The following is a 21,341-nucleotide window of genomic DNA, read 5'->3' as shown; positions in this document are numbered from 1 at the left end:
AACCCACTAAAAAGGTAAAAGGCACGCTCATGGAATCGATCAATCAAATCCTATCCTCCGCAAGCAGTTGGGCATGGGGCCCGGCCATGTTAACCCTCTTGCTAGGCACCGGCGTCTATCTCACCATTCGTCTGCGCTTTTTACCTTTGCGCAACCTGTTTTACGCTTTCAGCCTGTTATGGAAAGAGCGCCACTCGAAACAGGAAGGGGATATCAGTCCGTTCAGCGCCTTGATGACGGCGATGTCTGCCACGGTCGGAACCGGAAACATTGCAGGGGTGGCCGCGGCCATTTTCATCGGCGGACCGGGAGCGATTTTTTGGATGTGGATTACGGCACTGGTGGGCATGGCAACCAAATACAGCGAAGCAGTACTAGCGGTGAAATACCGCGAAGTGGACGACGAAGGTCGCCACGTCGGCGGACCGATGTATTACATTAAAAACGGAATGGGCGAAAAGTGGAAGCCGATGGCGTTTGCCTTTGCCCTATTCGGCACCATCGCCGCCTTCGGTATCGGTAATATGGTACAAGCCAACGCGGTAGCCGGAGCCATGGAAACCGCCTTCGGATTCAATAACCAATACACCGGTATCGTACTCATGGTACTGGTCGGTCTAGTGCTGTTCGGCGGCATTCAACGTATCGCCAAAACGGCGACCGCCTTGGTGCCGTTGATGGCCGTACTCTATATCGGTTTCTCCTTCTACATTCTCGGAATCCACTATGATCAGCTGCCAAACGCACTGATGACCATTGTCGAAAGCGCCTTTACCGGTAGCGCGGCGGCGGGTGGATTTGCGGGAGCAAGCATCATTCTTGCGATTCAATTCGGCGTGGCGCGCGGCGTATTCTCAAACGAAGCCGGAATGGGTACAGCCCCCATCGCCCACGCAGCGGCCAAGACCAACGATCCGATCCATCAAGGGCATATCGCCATGCTGGGAACCTTCATCGACACCATCATTCTGTGCACCATGACCGCTTTGGTCATCATGGTCACCGGCGTTTGGCAAAGCGGCGAAACCGGGTCACCACTGACGGCTTTGGCATTCAGCACCGGCTTGGATTCCGATTTCGGTTCGGTGGTTGTCGCCATTGGTTTGGCCATCTTCGCATTCACCACTTTAATCGGTTGGAGTTACTATGGCGAACGTTGCGCCGAGTATCTGGCCGGCACCAAAGTCATCACGCCTTACCGTATGTTATGGGTGTTGGCGGTGTTTGCCGGGGCGGCGCTCTCCAACTATTTCAATACGGTGTTGATTCTAGCCGACGTACTCAACGCTCTGATGGCGGTTCCCAACCTGATTGCTTTACTGGTACTTTCGCCGATCATCATTAAGCTCAGCCAAGAACAAAAATGAACCAAGAGACCGTTCAGGCGGCGGCCGAATTTTTAGCAAAACGCCGCCTTAACCATCAAATCACGCCGCGCTTACCGGCGGAATTACGCCCGCAAAACAGCGAACAGGGCTGGTTGATCCAACAAGCGCAAACGATCTTACTTACGGCCGATAATCAGGACACAATCGGCGGCTGGAAGTGCTCCTTGCCGTTTGACGACAAACTCGTTGTCGCCCCCATTCTGGCGAGTACCATTTACACTCAATCGCCCTGTCCGATTCAGCTTGAAGACGGCATTTGCAAAATCGAACCGGAAATCGGATTTCGTCTTAAACGAGATCTTCCGGCACGAACTGAAGCCTATCGAGAATCCGAGATAATCGAAGCGCTAGAAGGGGCTTACCTCGCTTTAGAATTCATTCAAAACCGTTATTTAAGCGACGAAAAAGCATCTTTTTTTGAGCATCTAGCTGACTACCTGTTTAACCAGGGGGCCTATATCGGTCAATCAATTCCACTGGAAAAGGCTTTTACCGCCGAAGAGATCGACTTTACACTGAGCCAGAAACCCGAACCGAAAAAGGTCATCAAAGGCAAACACCCCAACGGTACGCCACAAGCGCCGCTATTTTGGCTGGTGAACTACTTAAGTCAACAAGGGATCGATCTCAAAGCGGGTCAGACCGTCATTACCGGTTCTTATGCGGGTGTGTTTGAAATCTTACCGCAACAGCCCTTCTCACTGGAATACCAAGGATTAGGGGAATTGAATTTACGTTTTGACGGGCAATAAAAAAGGCAAAAGAGAAACTCTTTTGCCTTTTTTACAATTAAAGCCTGATTTATCGCGTTTGAAAACGTTTAAATCAGCACTTACATTTCTACGTCGAAATAGACTTTTTGAACGTCGTCCAAGTCTTCAAGGCTGTCCAAAAACTTCTCGAACATTTCCAAATCTTCACCTTCAAGCTGTTTAAACATTTGCGGAATGAACTGAATTTCGTCTACTTCAAACTCGACGCCAGGGAAAGCTTCGGTCAAAGCCTGTCTGGTTTTGGCATACTCGGTGTTCGGAGCGAATACGCTGATTTTGCCATCTTCGCATTCGATATCGCTAACGTCCACATCGGCCATCATCAAAGCTTCCAATACCGCTTCTTCATCTTCCCCAGGGAAAACGAAAATCGCGCTGTGGTCGAACATATGAGTCACACTTCCCTGCGTACCAATCTTACATTTAGCTTTGGTAAAGCAGTGGCGTACGTCACCGAAAGTACGGTTTGGGTTATCGGTCAGACAGTCTATGATGACCATTGAGTTGCCCGGTCCGTAACCTTCATAGCGTGCCAGTGCAAAGTCTTCACCGCCGCCGCCTTTGGCTTTCTCAATTGCTTTCTCGATAACGTGGGCAGGAACCTGATCTTTTTTTGCACGTTCGATCAAACCGGCCAGAGCCAAGTTACTCTCGGTTTCGATACCGCCGTTCTTAGCGCACACATAAATTTCACGGCTGTATTTACTGTAAACTTTAGCCTTTTGATCAGACGTCTTCGCCATCGAATCTTTACGGTTTTGGTAGGCTCTACCCATTTCGCACTGCTCCGTTGAAAAATAATAAAACGTAAATTTTACACCATTACATTTGTTCATGGGGAGTTTGAATGTGCGCTTTTTCCGGATTTAAGCCAAAACAAAAATGAAGAGAGCTCTTCAAAATTATTTTTCAAACCAAGCGCTTATGAAAACCGAAATAAACACAATCACACGCTATTTACCGAGATTTTAGGCGGATACAAGGTGCAAAAGCGCTAGTCAAAGCGCTGTTTTGAACATAAAATAAATGAAATTGATTTTCATTTAAGGAATGGTCGAAATCATGCTGAAACCTTTAGCCCTGTTTCTGATTCATCTTATGGCGTTGGCCTATTCGGTGGGTGCCACGGCAAAACCGCCTGTAGAGGTCATTGCTTATCAAGTTACGAAGACATCGCAACCGCAGATGATTAAGGCGCTGGGTAATCTGCAAGCTAAACAGTCCATCGATATTTCCTCCAATGTCACCGAAATCATTAAGGCGATACACTTTACAGAAGGACAAGTGGTTCGTAAAAGCCAGTTGTTGTTGGAGCTGAATAGCGCCGAACAGCTGGCATTATTGGAAGAAGCCAAAGCGTTGGCGGAAGAAGCCCAACGCCAATACCGCCGTGTCAAAGACGTTGAGGGACGCGGCTCCGTAACCCGCTCTCTGATTGACCAAAAATACCGTGAATGGCAAACCGCCGTTGCGAAACGCAAGGTGATCGAAGCCCAGGTGGCCGACCGCCGTATTTACGCCCCCTTTGGCGGACAACTTGGTTTCAGCCATTACGCCGTCGGCGCATTGGTCTCGCCGGGCGATCAAATCGTCAGTCTGGACGACACCAGCGAAATGAAACTCGACCTGTATATTCCGATCAAATATCTCAGTTACCTTAAACAAGGCCAAAACGTTACTCTGCGCAGCAGCGCTTTCCCCAATCAAACATTTGAAGGGCATATCAGTGCGATTTCTCCGCGCTTGGAACAAGAAGTCCGTATGGTTCAGGTTCGCGCAATCGTCGGCAACCCCGATAATCGTCTAAAAACCAATATGATGGTGGAAGCACAAATCGATTTGCCTTCCAAAACCCAATTAAACGCACCGAATACCGCTATTCTGATGCTTGGCGACAATGAATTCGTCTATCGACTTAAAGCCTCGCAAGACGGACTCTACAAAGCCGAAAAAGTGGCGGTTGAAACCGGCGAAATCGGGGATAGCTTAACGGAGGTCTTAACCGGCTTAAACGAAAACGACTTGGTCGTCAGCCAAGGTGTAATGCGTGTCAACAGCAAGGTTTCGGTCAAAATCAAAGCCATGCAAAACGACGCAATTCAAGAGAAGCTGTTACAGCCAAGCAAACCGTCTTCTAAGCAGGAGCAGTAAGCATGTGGCTGTCTGATACTTCGGTCAAACGTCCGATACTGGCAACGGTTGCCTCCCTGCTATTACTTGCATTCGGCTTAATGGCATTCGACCGCATGAGCCTGCGCGAATACCCGAACGTGGATGCACCGATCGTCACCATCGACACCCAATACCTGGGCGCTTCGGCGCAAGTTGTCGAGAACCGCATCACCAAATTGATTGAAAACCGCATTTCCGGGGTCTCGGGCATCCGTTTCATCGAATCGACTTCCAGCGACGGACGTTCGCGAATCAAAGTGGAATTCTCCATCGACCGCGACATTGATGCCGCCGCCAACGATATCCGCGACCGCGTCGCCCGAATCGCCGACAACCTACCGGAACAAGCTCGTGCGCCTGAAGTCGAGAAAGTCGACGGCGACGAAAGCGTCATTCTATGGTTCAACCTCAACAGCGACCAGATGACCGTACCGCAACTGACCGATTACGCCGAACGCTATCTGGTCGACCGTTTTGCCGTACTGGACGGTGTCGCACGTGTGCGCGTCGGCGGCGGACAGTCCTATGCCCTACGCATCTGGCTAAATCCGCAGCAGATGGCGTTATACGGTATCAGTGCTCAGGACGTCGAGACACAGCTGCGTGCGTCCAATATCGAACTGCCGGTCGGTTCGGTACAAGGCAAACACATCCTGTTTACCCTGCAAGCCGACAAACCTTTAAGCAGCATAAACGACTTCAAAAATTTGATTATCAAACAGAACCAGCAGGTCGGACAGGTGACACTGGGCGAGATCGCCGAAGTCAAACTCGGCGCCATCGAACGCCGTCGCCTGTTCAAAGGTAACGGCGAACCGATGGTCGGCATCGGGATCATCAAACAATCCAATGCCAACACTCTTACTGTTGCCGAACTGGCGCGGGAGCGCCGCAAACTCGTTAACCAGACATTGCCGGAAGGCCTGCATCTGGCGGAAAGTTTCGATTCTTCGGTCTTTGTTCAACAAGCCGTCGACGAAGTCTACAAAACCCTGTTCATTGCTTTGGGCTTAGTCTCTTTGGTGATGCTGGCGTTTCTGAAAAACTGGCGCGCCGCATTGGTGCCGATGGTGACCCTGCCCGTCTCCCTAATCGCCACTTTCGGCGTATTGTGGATGCTCGGTTTCTCCATCAACCTACTTACCCTACTGGCATTGGTACTGGCGATCGGGTTAGTGGTGGACGATGCGATCGTGGTACTGGAAAACACTCAGCGCCACCTAGATATGGGGCACCCCCCTATTGCAGCTGCCTATCTGGGAACCCGACAGGTCGGTTTTGCCGTCGTCGCCACCACTTTGACTTTGATTGCGGTCTTTATGCCGATCGCCTTTATGGAAGGCCAGATCGGACGACTGTTCTCTGAATTTTCGGTGACTCTGGCGGTGGCCGTCCTCTTCTCGAGCTGGGTGGCACTGACACTTTCTCCCGCATTGGCCTCCAAACTGTTACTGCCGACAAAAAAACCAATCCAAGACGCGTCGGAAGACCGTCCGAAACCTTCCGGAAGACGCCGCTCCCATCGCTTCAAAAAACTTCTGGTCAAAAACCTCAGGCACCCTTGGATCAGTGTTTTGGCATTTGCCGCCGTGATTGCGGCCACGGTATTCTATGCCCAAAAAGTACCGCATGAATACGTGCCGAAAGAAGACCGCGGCGTGTTTTACGTGACGGTCAAAGGGCCGGAAGGCGCGACTTTCGAATATATGCAAAGCTATATGAACGAAATTGAAGAGCGCCTAATGCCTTTAGTCGAAAACGGCGAAGCCAAACGCCTATTGATTCGTGCGCCAAGGTCTTTCAGCAGTACCGAAATCTTCAACACCGGTTTTGTGATCGTCGTTCTGGAAGACTGGTCCAAACGCCGTTCCGCTTACGATATCATGGAAGAAACCCGCAAAAAACTCGCCGACCTGACCGGTGTCAAAGCGGTACCGATTATGCGCTCGCCGATCGGCGGACGCGTTCAGAAGCCGGTACAGTTTGTTATCGGCGGTTCCAGCTATGCGGAACTGGAACAATGGAAAACCATGATGGATCAGGCCATTCACGATACCAACCCGGGATTAAGCGGGTTGGACTGGGATTACGAGGCCAGCAAGCCTCAACTGCGTCTGACGGTCGATTACGCCAAAGCCAAAGCGCTGGGAATTTCGCATCAAGACCTGACCGAAACCTTACAAATCCTGCTCGGCAGCAAACGCATCACCACATACCAATATCAGGGCGAAGAGTATGACATTCTGGTCAAGGCGGATCATAAATGGTTCCAATCCCCACAGGATCTGGAACAAATTTATCTGCGTTCGTCCAGTACCAACGGCATGATTCCGCTGTCCGCGATCACGCATATTGAAACCTCCGGCGTGGCCTCGAGCCTCAACCGCTATAACCGTGTGCGCTCGATGACATTGTCGGCCAAACTGGATGACAACCTGTCGTTAGGTCAGGCGTTGGATTACCTCAACAAACTCACTCGCGAAACGTTGCCACCGGAAGCAATCATCGACTATAAGGGGCAATCACGCGATTTCCAGACGGCCTCTAATTCGTTCTACTTTGTCTTCCTGTTAGGCGTAGTCGTGATTTTCCTGGTACTGGCAGCGCAGTTTGAGAGTTTCATCCATCCTTTCGTGATCCTGCTGACAGTACCCTTAGCACTGGCAGGCGGGCTGTTCGCACTTCTTTCGTACCACATGAGCCTGAACATCTACAGTCAGATCGCGTTGGTGTTATTGCTCGGTCTGGCGACTAAAAACGGGATTCTGATCGTTGAATTCACGAACCAATTACGCGACCGCGGCCTGCCTGTCTACCGGGCTTTGGTATCCGCTACTCAATTGCGTCTGCGGCCGATCTTGATGACCGCCATCACCACCATCGCCGGAACGGTTCCGTTGATACTGTCGAGCGGAGCCGGTGCGGAGACCCGTTACATTCTGGGCATCGTGCTGTTCTGGGGGGTGGCTTTCTCGACGCTGTTGAGCCTGTTCATCATTCCGACCGCTTACGCGCTGCTCGCCAAGCGTAGCGGCTCTCCGCTGGCTTCGACGCATGAGCTGGAAAATGCGCTCGAAAACGGCTTAAAGAAAGACCAGAACTGATAAGATTTATCAAAACAAAATAAACAAAGGGGGTCGTAATGGCTTGCGAATGTCATATTGAGGTCACCGACGCCTCGCAGAAAAAAATCCTGATTACCCTTCTGTCGATCAACGCGGCGTTGTTCGTGATTGAATTCATCGTCGGCTGGTATGCTCAGTCGACCGGTTTGACGGCAGATGCATTGGATATGCTGGCCGACGCCATCGTATACGGAATCGGACTCTACGCCATAGGAAGAGCGGTACAGACTAAAGCCAAAGCTGCATTGGTCAGCGGTTACTTTCAGATGATGCTGGCGGCGTTAATCGGTTTGGACATCGCCCGCCGCGCGATCTACGGCAGCGAACCACTGTCGGAATGGATGCTTATTATGGGGTTCATCGCTTTGATCGGTAACACCTACTGCCTGAAGCTGATCCACGCCCACCGAAACGGCGAAGTCCATATGCGAGCCAGCTGGATTTTCTCTGCCAACGACGTCCTGGCCAATTTAGGCGTAATTTTAAGCGGTCTGCTCGTCTGGTGGCTGGGAAGCCGATTGCCCGATTTGATTATCGGTTCGGCGATTACCCTGCTCGTATTTTGGGGCGCAATGCGGATTCTCAAAGACGCCAGATCGGAACTTCAATCCGCCAACGCCTGCGAGCCGGAAAAGGAAGAGACTTGTTGTGCGGACAATACCTGTTGCGAGTCTTCTGAAAAATCGGAAAAAAAGCCTGAAAAAACTCTCAAAGAAAGTGACACCCAAACCCAATTCAGCGACTAAACCGGTTTATGGAGCGATAACCGGCGCATCGTAAATTTCCGGTTCGTCGCTGTAAACGCAGACATTCCAGTCCGCCGCCAAGCCATCTTCAGCCAGACAAAAATTCTGGAAAAAGTCGACAATCTCCTGACGCTGGCAATGTGCTTCAAAAGCAGCCATATCCGCCCAGATTTCATTAAATACGATCGGAAAACTCTTACCTTCGGCAAACGGGCTGGCAATCTGACGAGTTACCCGATACTGCAAACAACCGTCTTCCCTCAACGTGTTTGGTTCAAGACTCTGCAAGACCTTGAATAATTCGGCTTCTTTGCCAGGTTTAGGCTGAAATTGCGCCAGACAATAAACTTTCGATGACATGGACTCTCCAATCGATTCAAATAATTTAAACAAGATGGTTTACATCAGGCCTCTAAGATACTCAAAGCCGCACGAATACTCAAACTTTGGCTACGATAGACCGACACAATCTTCAAAATACAAAAAATTCACGTCATTCACCGCTTCTGGCTAAAATAAACCCATGAAAAATACTCCTCCCCAAAAAGCCGACCGCAATTTCGACAAACTGGTCGATAAATTCGAAGCCAAGATCTATAACACGGTCAAAGGCGAGTGGCGTCTAAAACTTCTCAAGGAAGACTTAGCAGACCTGCATTCTCCCGAAAGCAACTCGACAAATCCTATTGAAAAGCAAACGTCGCTGACGGTTTGGGATGCCGGTTGCGGCTTTGCGCAAATCAGCCAATGGTTTGCCGAGGCCGGACACAAAACGACCTTATGCGACCTTTCACATCAGATGTTAATACGGGCTCAAAGAAATTTCGAAGAGGCCGGCCTGGAAGCGACCTTCATCAACGGTCCCGCCCAAGAAGTTGCAGCAACCTTACCGGAATTTGATTTAGTACTGTTTCATGCCGTTCTCGAATGGCTGGGCGAACCCAAAGAGACGTTAAAGACCGTCACCGACAAAGTCAAACCGGGCGGCCATCTTTCCCTGTTGTTCTACAACCGTAATTCGGTCGTTATCCGCAATACATTGCGCGGAGGCTGGCGCCTACCCTACATTCTCAACGACGACTATCTCGGTAAAGGCAAAAAGCTTACACCGCCGAATCCACAGATACCGGAAGAAGTAATTCAGTGGCTTGAAGTCTGGGGGTTCGAAATCGAAGTGCACACCGGAATTCGCGTGTTCCACGACTACATGACCCATGAAGTGCTGGAACAAAGTGACCTGGACGATCTGCTGGCTTTAGAATATCGTTTCTGTCGCGAACCCACCTACCGAAACATGGCACGATACATCCATATTCTTGCCAAGAAAAAGTAATCTAAGGGGGGCTATTCCGATGGACTCTGCCGGCTCTGACGGAAATCGGCCAAGTCACCTTTTTGGCGTTAACGGGATTACCCCATGATTTTTTCATCCTTTCGAAAAACGCCTCGAATGCTTTCAGCTCACCTTTTTCCTTCGCCTTTTTATAGGCACTCCAAGTTCTTATGGAGCCTATCATGTCATCAAACGACAAATTTTTTTGAATAAAATAATCCGGAAAAACAATCCCTTCAAATAGGTTCGTTCCGTCTTTTGTCGCCTTTTGGTCTTGTTGCTCTTTCATCAAATCAACCTTACCTCCATCGCAATAAATTCTATTTTTCAACCTAAAGACTTTAGCCTAAAAATGGATAGAAAGCCTGTTCTTCAATTTTAAGACGCTTTTCAACAAAAAATAAAATTCGAAATGATCTAAGAAAAAAAACTTAATAAATTTAATAACCACATCAAATTTTAAACTGAATAAAAACCACATAACCCATGTTAGAATCGAAATATTCTATTAACTTGTGGTTCTGAAAGCCGTGCCGACATCAAGCCTGCATAAATTCTGCAAAGATCTGATCGAATCAATGGAAAGCGACCTGATCCAGCAATCTTCAATGACACATGTCATTCATTCTTTGCACGAAATGAAATGTTTGTTTCTTCAAGAAGAAAAATGGCTAAAAAAGCTGTTGATTGATGAACTGACCGACGAAGACTGTAATGAGCTTGAAAACGTCGGTAAAACCTTACAGCAAATCTATCATCTGTCGTTACACGATGTCTTTGATCTGATTGATATGGCGCAGGAAAATGCCTTATCCGGTTTAGCGCACTTTAAGCTTAAAAAAACGCCCGAAGCGGTTCTCTATTCAATCAAACAAGCCAAAAGTCATCTCGCCCGCGGTTATTTTCTTTCGACAGTCAAAGAATTTGTCGACCATTTTAAAAACGAAAATTTTATCTGTCATAACCAAACCATGACTCTGCACCAGAGATGGTTGATCCAACTTGAACACTTCTTTACCCACATCGAAGAAGGCGGGTCGCCTCCTCAACTCGACCACACTCTGTGCGATTTCGCCCACTGGTTAAAAACCCTGGAAGCCAAATTGATTTTGCATGCCACCGGTGACAAAGCGTTTGACCTGCAAGGCAATATTCTTCTGATCCATCGCTCGGTACATCAAGAAGCGAACTATGTTTATGTCTACTTGATGCAAAAGGAGTACCTTAAAGCGCTCTCTCATTTCGAAAATCTCAGTCAAGATTTTCTGTTATTAGACAAGTACATCAATGAAGCGCACTTCAACTACCTGGCCGATCCATACCATAACTTCATCGATTTTGTGATGGCGGAAAGTAAACGCCAGAAGAATCTAAGTTATTACTTTGTCATCCATTACGGTATCGTCGAAGCATCCGACATCCAATATGAACAGAAAAAACAATTGCTGAATATTTTCTCTAACGAATGTATGACATGCTTAAAACAAAACGACATCGATTTCATTCACCTGGAACGCGAAGAAAGCTTGCATGTCGTACTTAAGGAGGAGAAAGGGCCAAATACGCTTCCTTCGGTCATGGAAGACGTGATCACTTCACTTGGTGAGAGATTCGGTAAAAGCCATAGTCAACAGCTTTACGTTAACCTGTTTAACCTATCCGATCTGCCGGTTTACGAAACCCAGCAATTCGCTTCAATGCTGAACAAAATCCTAAAGGACAAATGCCACGAACACATTTGCCACATCCAGTCGCATGAATTGGTTCAATACCATCAGCAAGTCGAACAGGATTTGGAACTTTTAGAAATCGTACATAATCATTTACAAAACAAAAGTTTTTGCCTGTTCTATCAACCGATCGTTAATGAAAGCGGTAATATCAAAACCCTTGAGGCATTGATTAGAATGTCTGTCGACGAGCAAATCATCGCGGCTAAAGACTTTTTAAGCATTGTGGAAACCTATAACTTAACCAGTCAAATCGACGAACAAGTATTCGAACTACTGGAACGGGACATTCCGCAGCTGCAAGGGCTGACCGAAATGATCAACGTCAACATCTATCCGCAATCGCTTGCCAGCCCACAGATCATCACAAAACTGATCGGTTTGAATAGCGTTTGCAAGCAGCATAACATTCAGTTGCTGGTGGAAATTACGGAACACGAAATCCTCATGCACGATGAAGTGTTGAGAGAACTGAATCAAAAATATCAGATCATCTTCGCAATTGACGATTTTGGGACAGGCTATTCCAACCTTTCTAGTTTGGTCGACCTAGCCAGCAGCCACACGGTTCAAATTGCCAAACTGGACGGCAAACTCATTCAAAACATCGAGAACGATCAAGCGAAATACCGTATGGTGGAATTCATCACCAATATGGCCGCCAACCTTGGCCTGCAACCGGTTATCGTCGAATTCGTCGACACGGCCGAAAAACTCGAAACTTTACGCACGCTACCGAGTGAACTGCTTTACCAGGGTTACTACTTCAACAAAGCCATCCCGCTAAAAAACCTGATTAAAGAGTATTCCTAAAGCCGGGCTTCGCAATTTCGCTTTTAAGCCATATAATTGCGTCTCTTTTTAGCCCGATTGACACTTATGACTACACGACAGGTTTTACGTCTTCTTAGACCCGCTCTACAACTGATTATTCGCAAACCTATATACCTTATCGCCGTCTTTTTAGCCGGGGGGATCTGGTACGGCTATGAGGTCACTGTTGCCCGTCCTGCGATGACTTACATGGGGGTTCCGCAAGAAATTTCTGCCCCCGCCGACGCTAGCTGGACTCATGTCTTACGTAATCAGGCATTTATGCTCGGCTACTCTGAGAAACTGGCCAACCCTTTATGGGTCACCTATCAGGTTAAAGCCAAACAGTTCGACAGCGGCAAGCGCCCCAGCAGCTTCTCGCGCGACTGGCGCGGACTGTCCGGCATCACCCATCAGGATTACACTGGTTCCGGCTATGACCGGGGACACATGGCGCCAAACTATCTAATTGCCAGCCGTTACGGCCGATCGGCGCAATTAGAAACCTTTTTAATGACTAACATTACCCCCCAAAAACCGAATCTGAACCAGAAAAGTTGGCAACGTTTGGAAGAGTTGGTGGCCAATGATTTCTCGGACTGGTTCGGTAATTTCTGGGTCGTAACCGGGCCGATTTTCGACACTAATCCGAAAACCATCAAAAACACCCGAGTCGCGATCCCCAAGGCTTTTTATAAAATCCTGATCAAACCTGGCAGCCAAGATAGCCCGGCTAAAGCATTGGCATTCATTTTCCCCCAGAATGCCAAGCCCAATGCCAGCTTAATGACATTCGTGACTACTATCGACGAAGTTGAGAAACAAACCGGATTGGACTTTTTTTACAAACTGGATGACGACTTTGAAACCCGTCTGGAAAGCAGTCAAACCCCGGAGGCCTGGCGATTGTCCGAAGTGGCAAACCGACCGTCCCGTTACTGACATATGGCTCGTCAATTCCGTTTTATTGGTTTTGACGGGTAATTTCTTTAAAATACAATCTTTGCGATGTCATCGTTCCCTATAACCTAAGCCAGGCTTGAACAGGTTCACCAATATGAAAGATACCATTTACGCCCAAGCCCATGAAGCGGTTGGCGCCTTCCAATTTGACGAATCGGTCGTTGCGGTTTTCCCCGACATGATCCAGCGTTCCGTTCCCGGTTACCAAACCATTCTCACCGGAATCGGCGAATTGACCGAAACCTACGCCCAAGCCGACAGTAATTTGTATGACTTAGGCTGCTCATTAGGTGCGGCCACTTTAACGATGCGCCGCAAGGTGGCACAGCCCAATTGCCGAATCGTCGCGGTCGATAATTCTGAAGCGATGATAAACCGTGCAAGCGAATATTTACACGCCTATCATTCCGACGTCGAAGTCGATTTGCAATGTGCCGACATCACCCAGATCAAAATCGAAAACGCTTCGGTGGTAGTCATTAACTTCACCTTGCAGTTCATCGATCCGGATCAACGTCAGGCGCTATTGGATAATATTTATCAAGGTCTTAAGCCTGGTGGAATCCTCATCCTTTCGGAAAAAATCCACTTTGAAGACGATGCCCTGCAGTCGGCAATCGAACACCTGCATTTACAGTTCAAACGCGCCAACGGTTATTCCGAACTGGAAATCAGCCAGAAACGCAGCTCGCTGGAAAACGTATTAATCAGCGATACCGCCGACTTCCATATCCAACGTTTGAAGCAAACCGGTTTCGATTCCGCCGGCATCTGGTTTCAGGCATACAACTTCGCTTCTTTTATCGCCATCAAATCAATTTGATGGTTTTAAATCACAGTTAAGTTCGTTGAATTCGTACGGTTCTGTTAATCCGTACATTTCAATCCTGTTCAATTTCACAGAACCGAACGGTATAATTACGCCCTTATCCATTTGCCAACAACAGGAATAGTTTCACGTGAAACAGCATTACGATACATTTTGGGAAAGACTCGGCGACTCACGCTTTGATGAGTGGAGAAAAGTGCTGCCCGATCTGATCGACCATGCATTGCATCCCGAAGGCAATGGCAACTTACCTCGTTGGTTAGCCGCATTGGAAATTATCCATGACTATCCGCGCGACCAAGTCACCCATCTAAATCAATCCGTCGTCACAACCGGAAATGACGATTTGGACGACGGCCATAGACATCAACTGGAAAGTGCTTTACGGGTTCTAATGCCTTGGCGCAAAGGCCCGTTCAGTATTCACGGCATCCACATAGAAACCGAATGGCATTCCGATTGGAAATGGGATCGCGTACGCCCCCATCTTCAACCGCTTGAAGGCAAACGCGTATTGGATATCGGCTGCGGAAGCGGTTACCACCTATGGCGCATGGCCTCTGAAAACCCAAAATTAGCGGTCGGTGTCGACCCAAGCCTACTGTTTATGAGCCAGTTCTTGACGCTCAAACACTTTATCGGCGAATCCGTGCCCGCTTATTTCCTGCCGTTAACACTGGAAGATTTACCGGTGTCTCCTAAAGGCGGGGCTTTTGATACGGTTTTTTCAATGGGCGTGCTTTATCATCGCCGATCGCCGATCGATCATATCTACGATCTTAAAAATCAACTTACGCCGGGTGGTGAACTCGTACTGGAAACCCTGGTCGTTCCCGAAGAATTCGGTCAGCTTTTGGTTCCGGAAGACCGTTATGCGCAAATGCGCAATGTTTGGTTTCTACCGTCGGTTTCGGAACTGCAGCGCTGGATGGAACGTTGCGGATTTACTGAAGTCCGTTGCGTTGATCTCAACCAGACTTCCATCGAAGAACAACGTTCGACCGATTGGATGCAATGGAACTCTCTAAAAGACTTTTTGGACCCTGACGACCTGAATAAAACCATTGAAGGCTATCCCGCTCCTCTACGTGCGGTGATGGTTGCAAACAAACCCAAATAAATCCCGTTAAAACCTACCCGTTTAATGGGACTTCTCCCCCGTAAATAATCAAGACTAACCCTCACATCAGTATTAAATAGTATTATTTAACCAATTGATAATATTAGATAAATTTTTCATTTTAATTATTAATTCTTCTCGTTTTCCATATCAAACCTATGTATCATTACCTGTATAACTTTAGGGTTAATATACGCAAATGAAGTACAAAGGGGTATTCATGTTCAAATCTCTCGGCCTACAATCCAAAATTATTTCCAGCATCATCATCGTTTCCAGCATTGTCTTGGCAGTACTGATATTGGTTGAATACCAAAAGTATCAATACGAATATAAACAGACGGCGGCCGATGTTGCGAAAGAATTACGTGGGGACATGGATCGTAGTTTGAATACCAAAATGGAAATCGGGATCAGTAACGCCGTAAGCTTTTCAAGCAATAACCAAATCATTGATGCCGTTGCCGACCAAGATCGCGATTCCGCTTTAACTGCGCTACAAAACGTCAATCAGACGTTTGCCCATAACACCAGTTTCAAAAACATCAAAATTCATATCCATACCCCGGAAAACCGTTCTTTTTTACGAGCATGGAAACCGAATAAGCATGGTGACGATCTTTCCTCTTTCCGCTTTGGTGTCGACAAAGTCATCCAAACCAAAAAAGCCATCGCCGTTTTGGAATTGGGCCGTGCCGGTTTAGCGGTACGCGGCATCGCCCCGCTTTTTAAAGACGATCGCTACATCGGTTCGCTTGAATTTATTCAAGGCATGGGAAGTGTGGCTCGAGACTATACTGCCCGTAACATGCAATACGCTTTATTGTTGAACGACTATGCCCTGACCATCAGTACCAATGCCAAAGACAATACGAAAGTCGGTGATTACGTATTAGGCAGCCAAACCTCGTTTAGCAAAGAAGCGGTTGCCATGACACAGAAGATTGATTGGGACACCTTAAATAAAAACGGTTGGTTGTTACAAGACGGCCTACTGATCACCCAATCGATCGTTAAGGATATGCAAGGCAAAGAGGTCGGCGTACAGATTCTGGGCGCCCCACCGATCGAACTTGAAAACCGTATGCTGGTGATACAGCAAGCCGTCTTTAAAGAATTGGGAATTCTCGTCGGGATTGTCATTCTAATGGGTATCGTGATCATGTTGATCATTCGAAAAGTCGTGTTGCTGCCGGTTATCAACCTTCAACAAACCATTCAAACCGTTACCCACCAAGGTGATTTTTCGGCACGCGCCAAGAAGTCGGAGCATCAGGACGAAATCGCCTTGATGGCAAACGATTTCAACCACTTGCTAGAAAACACCCATCAGGTTCTGAAAGAAACTTGCGATACCATGCAAGCCATCGGAAACGGCGATTTGAAAAAACGCATTCAAATTTCTGCGGTAGGTGATCTGGAAAAACTAAAAAATCAGATCAACCAAAGTACCGATACCCTGGAAAACACCATGAACTCGCTTGGTGAAACCCTAACGGCTCTCGGACAGGCTAATTTCAGCGCCAAAATCGAAAACAACATAAATGCGAAAGGCGCGTTCAAAGAGGCGATGGATAACGCACAATTCACCTTGAATTCATTGAACTCGGCTGTATCCGAAATCAATCAAGTGGTTGCCGATATGGCCGATTCCGATTTCTCGAAGCCGATCACGATTGAATTGAGCGGCGACTTGAACACCCTGAAACAAAACATCAACCAGGCGCTGGATAATTTACAAACCGGTTTTAACAGCTTTACCGGCAGCTTAACCAACTTGATCGACGGCGATTTAACGGCGCACGTCATCGGCGACTACAAAGGCGAATTGGCAAGATTGCAGGCAACCATCAATAGCGCTTTGAATAATATTGCCACCATCTTCATCGACATCAAGCAAACCTCAGAATCGGCGTTGATGAATATTCAACAACTATCGAACGGCAATATCGATTTGAACGACCGTACCCAAAATCAGGCCGCCTCTCTGGAAGAAACCGCGGCTGCTATGGAAGAAATCGCTTCCACAATGCAAAACTCGGTCTCCAGTGCAAGGGAAGCCAACGCGTTTACCGCACAGGCTAAAAAAGATGCCGATCAGGGCGAAAAAGTCATGGAACAAGCCCAAAAAGCCATGCAGGGGATTCATGAATCCAGTACCAAGGTATTCGAAATCACCACTTTGATCGATAGCATCGCATTCCAGACCAATTTATTGGCATTGAACGCCGCCGTTGAAGCGGCACGTGCCGGCGAACACGGTCGCGGATTTGCGGTTGTGGCCGGAGAAGTACGCGTTCTGGCACAACGCACCGCCGATGCCGCTAAAGAGATCGGCGCTCTGGTGACCGAAACCACCGACCAGATCAACCACGGAACCAAACTGGCTTCGGAGTCGGCGGACATGCTGAAAAAAATCAATCAGCAAGTCACCTCAATAACCGGTATGGTCAGTGAAATCAGCCGCGCTTCCGAAGAGCAATCCGTCGGTATCACGCAGATTAACCAAGCCATCAGCGACATGGACGGCAACACCCAACAGAACGCGATTCTGGTTGACACGGTTGCTCAAGATACACAGCGTATGAGCAACGAAATCGGCCGCTTGGTCGAGCTTATCGGTTCGTTCAAAATTGATACCAGTAAAATACTGCCTAAAAAATAAGCATTCATCTGTTAGCCGGGGCGCTTATATCGTCCCCGGTCAAACAGAAATTTTCACTCCCACTCCATTCTCCGAATTATTTCAAAACTTCCTCCATTGTTAAGCGTTTGTAACCCTTCCTGATGTCAGTATAATGAAAACCCTTTCCAATTAAGACAACAGCGAAGTTCAGGGATATGATGGAACCTAACGATTCGACCTTAGCCGCACGATTCCAAACCTTACAGGCACACATCAACCAACAGATTATCGGACAGCCGCACTTGACTCAACGCATGCTGATCGCCCTACTTTCTGACGGCCATCTACTGGTCGAAGGACCGCCGGGGTTGGCAAAAACTAAAGCGATCAAAGTTTTGGCGGAATTGATAGAAGGCAGCTTTCACCGTATCCAGTTCACGCCCGACCTACTGCCCTCCGATATCACCGGAACCGAAATCTACCGTCCGGAAACCGGCGTGTTCGAATTCCAACCGGGGCCGATTTTTCACAATCTGGTTCTAGCCGACGAAATTAACCGTGCACCGGCCAAAGTTCAATCCGCCTTATTGGAAGCCATGGCGGAAGGTCAAATCAGCGTCGGTAAGCACACCATGCCGTTAGACAAACTGTTTATGGTCATGGCAACCCAAAACCCGCTCGAACAAGAGGGGACCTACCCGCTGCCGGAAGCGCAGCTCGATCGATTTATGCTGCACGTTAAAATCGACTACCCGTCTGCGGAAAGCGAATATCAAATTCTGGAATTAGTGGAAAACGAAGAGCGCAGTCATCAGCCAATCAAACCCGAGAATCTCAGCCAAGACGACCTTTTCAAGGCGCGCGACGAAATCCTGAATATTCATATGGCCGATGCCGTCAAAACCTATCTGGTGGAGCTGGTGATTGCCACCCGTAATCCAGCGGCGTACAGTGCCGACCTGGCAACCAAAATCAACTATGGCGTCAGTCCGCGCGCCACCTTGGCTTTATCGCGTTGCGCACGTGCCCACGCATGGTTGCAAGGTAAAAACTTCGTCAGTCCCGACGACGTGCAAGCCGTAATTCACGATGTCTTCCGTCACCGCCTGTTGCTGAGTTTTGAAGCCGAAGCCGAAGGTTTGAGCACCGACGACATCATCGACCAACTACTGAGTTACGTTCCCGTTGTCTGATCAAAGGGTTCCGTAAGCAATGACGATCTCTTCGCAAGCCCAAACCGAAAGCTCGATGCAACCTCGCACGAACATTTCCGAGGACAGTCTATACAGTTCGCTTGACGAGCTGATTGCCTTTCGGTTTCACGTGAAACATCGTAGCCTCAACAGTCAACAGAAGGTGATGGAACAATTCAGCGGCGGCCATCACAGTTTACGTAAAGGCAGCGGCATGATTTTCAGTGAGGTACGACAGTATCAAGCTGGAGACGATATCCGTCACATCGACTGGCGCGTCAGTGCACGTACTCAAAAAGTTCATACCAAAGTCTTTACCGAAGAACATGAGAAACCGGTCATAATCGTTGCCGAACAGACTCCGGCACTATTTTTCGGCAGCAAGGTGCGTCTAAAAGCAGTTCAAGGATTGAATATCGCCGCCATTTTAGGTTGGACGGCTCTGCAGCAAGGCGATCTGATCGGCGGTTTGAGTTTCAACCAAAACCACCAGACCTGGTTGAATCCAAAACGCCAAAAACAGACTTTATTGACCTGGTTACAACAGGCCATTCAATTACAGCACGGGCTGAATAGACCGGGAACGGTACAGCCGCACCTTTGGCAGCAAGCCACACAACAGTTATTAAAAATGGTCAAACCCGGCAGTAAGCTGTTTTTAATCGGCGACATGCTCAACCTCAGTGAAGCCAGCCAACAGCACTTACAAAGCCTACGCAAACACACCGAAATCACGGCGATTCATCTATACGACCCTTTGGAAAAAGAGCTTCCCAAGTTAGGTTGGCTAAACCTCAGTTCCGATTGGCTAGGAGAACACCTGTTACCGATTAACAGCCTTAGAAAAAAAACTCGCCAGGAATACCGTGACAGCTACGTAAACGCTTGGCAAGCAGCGGAAAAAACCTTCCGCAACTTGCAAATTCCATTGATTCAAATCTCGACCGAGGACAAACCGATGGAAGCCTTACTCAAATACAAAATCATCCAATAGAGACGACAGCGAAATGAATCTGAATAATCTAACGGATAGTAACAACCCACTCAACCAGCTCAAAGACATTCACCTGCCCGATCCAATCGGTTGGTGGCCGCTGGCATTCAGCTGGTGGGTGCTGATATTCAGCTTGAGCGCCATTGTCTTTGCATTGGTGTGGTTCCTGTTGGATCGTCATAAACGCAACGCCTACCGCCGCGAAGCGCTGGCGGAAATAAAACGGATTCAAACAGGCACTCAAACGGACGTCGCCGAACAAATCCTGCACATCAACGCCCTGCTAAAACAGGTGGCGATTACGGTTTACGGGCGTCAGACGGTTGCGCATCTGAGCGAACAGGCCTGGTTGGATTTTCTTCACGAAACCGCCAACTTCGTCCGCCAACCCGACAATGCTCTGGAGATTCTGCAACAAGCCTATCAAGGAAACGCTCAAAAAACAGACGCCGAACTGAACGGCTTAGCGCTCTCGTGGCGAAACTATGCGCAGCAATGGATTAAGGGGCATCATCTCTAATGCAGTGGTTGAACGTTTGGCAAAACTTTGAATTCTTATGGCCGTGGATGATTGCCTTTTTACCTCTTCCGTGGCTGGTGCGTTTGCTGATGAAGCCGGTTCAACAGCAACAAACCGCGCTGCTGGCACCGCAAATCATGCAACGCGTTTCGACGCAGTTTGCCAAAGAATCCCTAATTCAACCGGAAGTCAAAACACGTAAAATTCCATGGCTGTTCGTTCTATTATGGGGACTGTTTATCCTCGCGGCCATGCGGCCGATTTGGTATCTGACGCCGACGCCTTTCACCACCAGCGGTAAGGACATGATTTTGGCGGTCGATCTCTCCGGCTCCATGCAGAAAGCCGATATGTATCTCGACGGCAAAGATGTCGACCGTTTGACCGCAGTCAAATCGGTGGTCGCGGAATTTATCGAACAACGTCAAGGCGATCGCATGGGCTTGATCGTTTTCGGCTCCCAAGCGTTTTTGCAAAGTCCTCTGACATACGATCTGAAAACCGTTAAGACCTTGTTGAACGAAACCGAAATCGGCATGGCCGGTAACAATACCGCGATTGGCGATGCCATTGGTTTAACCCTGAAACACCGGATGAAGAACCACCAGAATGAATCGGTATTGGTGCTGCTGACCGACGGATCCAACACCGCCGGCGAAGTCGATCCAATCAAAGCGGCGGAAAAGGCGGCGCAACTCGGTTTAAAAATATACACCATCGGCGTCGGTCAGGTTAAACATCGAATCGGCCTGGATGCTTTCTTCAACGGCGGAAAATCGGATATGGACATCGACAGTCTTAAAAAGATCGCCGAGTTGACCCACGGTCAATTCTTCCTTGCGAACGACACCCGCCAGTTGCAGGAAATTTACCAATCGATCAACCAGCTTGAATCGGTCGAACACGAAGTTCATAGCTACCGTCTGCGCAGCGAACTCTATGTCTGGCCTTTGGGGTTGGCCTTTCTAATCAGCCTGCTATTAGGCTGGGTTCAACTAAGAAAAGCGGGAGGCTAA

At 48.4% G+C, this 21,341-nt stretch carries 18 protein-coding genes and 1 pseudogene; 16 read left to right on the top strand and 3 right to left on the bottom strand.

The window, feature by feature from the left end:
• Window positions 1-29: 29 nt before the first annotated feature.
• Window positions 30-1,367 carry an alanine/glycine:cation symporter family protein gene (locus ABY044_RS04570; protein ID WP_373018624.1) on the top strand — a complete coding sequence of 446 codons (1,338 nt, stop codon included), beginning with the start codon at window positions 30-32 and terminating at the stop codon, window positions 1,365-1,367.
• Entirely contained in the window at window positions 1,364-2,140 is a 777-nt protein-coding gene (locus tag ABY044_RS04565; RefSeq protein ID WP_373018622.1) for a hypothetical protein, read from the top strand. Before ABY044_RS04570 ends, ABY044_RS04565 begins: the two co-directional genes overlap by 4 nt.
• Window positions 2,141-2,220: 80 nt before the next feature.
• Here the strand turns inward: ABY044_RS04565 and ABY044_RS04560 are convergent, their stop codons facing one another.
• Complete coding sequence (locus ABY044_RS04560; RefSeq protein WP_373018620.1) at window positions 2,221-2,937, bottom strand: YebC/PmpR family DNA-binding transcriptional regulator; 717 nt, start codon at window positions 2,935-2,937, stop codon at window positions 2,221-2,223.
• A gap of 286 nt (window positions 2,938-3,223) precedes the next feature.
• On the opposite strand from ABY044_RS04560, the gene ABY044_RS04555 reads away from it, so the two are divergent.
• The 3 genes from ABY044_RS04555 to ABY044_RS04545 are packed head-to-tail and all read left to right on the top strand — an operon-like array spanning window position 3,224 to window position 8,204.
• Window positions 3,224-4,312, top strand: a complete 1,089-nt coding sequence (locus ABY044_RS04555) for an efflux RND transporter periplasmic adaptor subunit (protein WP_373018618.1) — start codon at window positions 3,224-3,226, stop codon at window positions 4,310-4,312.
• A gap of 2 nt (window positions 4,313-4,314) precedes the next feature.
• Complete coding sequence (locus ABY044_RS04550) at window positions 4,315-7,437, top strand: efflux RND transporter permease subunit (protein ID WP_373018616.1); 3,123 nt, start codon at window positions 4,315-4,317, stop codon at window positions 7,435-7,437.
• 38 nt (window positions 7,438-7,475) lie between these two features.
• Complete coding sequence (locus ABY044_RS04545) at window positions 7,476-8,204, top strand: cation transporter (protein WP_373018614.1); 729 nt, start codon at window positions 7,476-7,478, stop codon at window positions 8,202-8,204.
• Between the two features lie 6 nt (window positions 8,205-8,210).
• Here ABY044_RS04545 and ABY044_RS04540 read toward each other — a convergent pair whose 3' ends face one another.
• Window positions 8,211-8,564 (bottom strand): putative quinol monooxygenase, encoded by a 354-nt coding sequence (locus ABY044_RS04540; protein WP_373018612.1) that lies wholly within the window; start codon window positions 8,562-8,564, stop codon window positions 8,211-8,213.
• Between the two features lie 163 nt (window positions 8,565-8,727).
• On the opposite strand from ABY044_RS04540, the gene ABY044_RS04535 reads away from it, so the two are divergent.
• The gene (locus ABY044_RS04535; RefSeq protein WP_373018610.1) at window positions 8,728-9,537 is read left to right on the top strand and encodes a methyltransferase domain-containing protein; all 810 of its coding nucleotides are present in this window, start codon (window positions 8,728-8,730) and stop codon (window positions 9,535-9,537) included.
• A 1-nt stretch (window position 9,538) separates the two neighbouring features.
• Here ABY044_RS04535 and ABY044_RS04530 read toward each other — a convergent pair whose 3' ends face one another.
• Entirely contained in the window at window positions 9,539-9,826 is a 288-nt protein-coding gene (locus tag ABY044_RS04530) for a hypothetical protein (RefSeq protein WP_373018608.1), read from the bottom strand.
• Between the two features lie 241 nt (window positions 9,827-10,067).
• Here ABY044_RS04530 and ABY044_RS04525 point away from each other — a divergent pair, with 241 nt between their 5' ends.
• The 10 genes and pseudogenes from ABY044_RS04525 (at window position 10,068) to ABY044_RS04480 (ending at window position 21,341) form a co-directional block, all read left to right on the top strand.
• Entirely contained in the window at window positions 10,068-12,080 is a 2,013-nt protein-coding gene (locus ABY044_RS04525; protein ID WP_373018606.1) for an EAL domain-containing protein, read from the top strand.
• Window positions 12,081-12,146: 66 nt separating this feature from the next.
• Entirely contained in the window at window positions 12,147-13,022 is an 876-nt protein-coding gene (locus ABY044_RS04520; RefSeq protein ID WP_373018604.1) for a DNA/RNA non-specific endonuclease, read from the top strand.
• 115 nt (window positions 13,023-13,137) lie between these two features.
• Window positions 13,138-13,866 (top strand): carboxy-S-adenosyl-L-methionine synthase CmoA, encoded by a 729-nt coding sequence (cmoA, locus tag ABY044_RS04515; RefSeq protein ID WP_373018602.1) that lies wholly within the window; start codon window positions 13,138-13,140, stop codon window positions 13,864-13,866.
• A 136-nt stretch (window positions 13,867-14,002) separates the two neighbouring features.
• A complete protein-coding gene (cmoB, locus tag ABY044_RS04510) occupies window positions 14,003-14,992 on the top strand; it encodes a tRNA 5-methoxyuridine(34)/uridine 5-oxyacetic acid(34) synthase CmoB (protein ID WP_373018600.1) in 990 nt (329 codons plus the stop codon).
• A 199-nt stretch (window positions 14,993-15,191) separates the two neighbouring features.
• Window positions 15,192-16,721, top strand: a pseudogene (locus tag ABY044_RS04505) (cache domain-containing protein); the annotation flags it as partial.
• 189 nt (window positions 16,722-16,910) lie between these two features.
• Window positions 16,911-17,657, top strand: a complete 747-nt coding sequence (locus ABY044_RS04500; protein ID WP_373018662.1) for a methyl-accepting chemotaxis protein — start codon at window positions 16,911-16,913, stop codon at window positions 17,655-17,657.
• Between the two features lie 179 nt (window positions 17,658-17,836).
• Window positions 17,837-18,811 carry an AAA family ATPase gene (locus tag ABY044_RS04495; RefSeq protein ID WP_373018660.1) on the top strand — a complete coding sequence of 325 codons (975 nt, stop codon included), beginning with the start codon at window positions 17,837-17,839 and terminating at the stop codon, window positions 18,809-18,811.
• Window positions 18,812-18,830: 19 nt separating this feature from the next.
• Window positions 18,831-19,805: a DUF58 domain-containing protein gene (locus ABY044_RS04490; RefSeq protein ID WP_373018598.1), complete on the top strand. Its 975-nt coding sequence runs from the start codon at window positions 18,831-18,833 to the stop codon at window positions 19,803-19,805.
• Between the two features lie 13 nt (window positions 19,806-19,818).
• Entirely contained in the window at window positions 19,819-20,325 is a 507-nt protein-coding gene (locus ABY044_RS04485) for a DUF4381 domain-containing protein (protein WP_373018596.1), read from the top strand.
• Complete coding sequence (locus tag ABY044_RS04480; RefSeq protein WP_373018594.1) at window positions 20,325-21,341, top strand: VWA domain-containing protein; 1,017 nt, start codon at window positions 20,325-20,327, stop codon at window positions 21,339-21,341. Before ABY044_RS04485 ends, ABY044_RS04480 begins: the two co-directional genes overlap by 1 nt.

The sequence above is a fragment of the Thiomicrorhabdus sp. genome (assembly GCF_041583835.1).
Classification (GTDB): domain Bacteria; phylum Pseudomonadota; class Gammaproteobacteria; order Thiomicrospirales; family Thiomicrospiraceae; genus Thiomicrorhabdus.
This window is presented reverse-complemented; position numbering and strand designations above follow the sequence as displayed.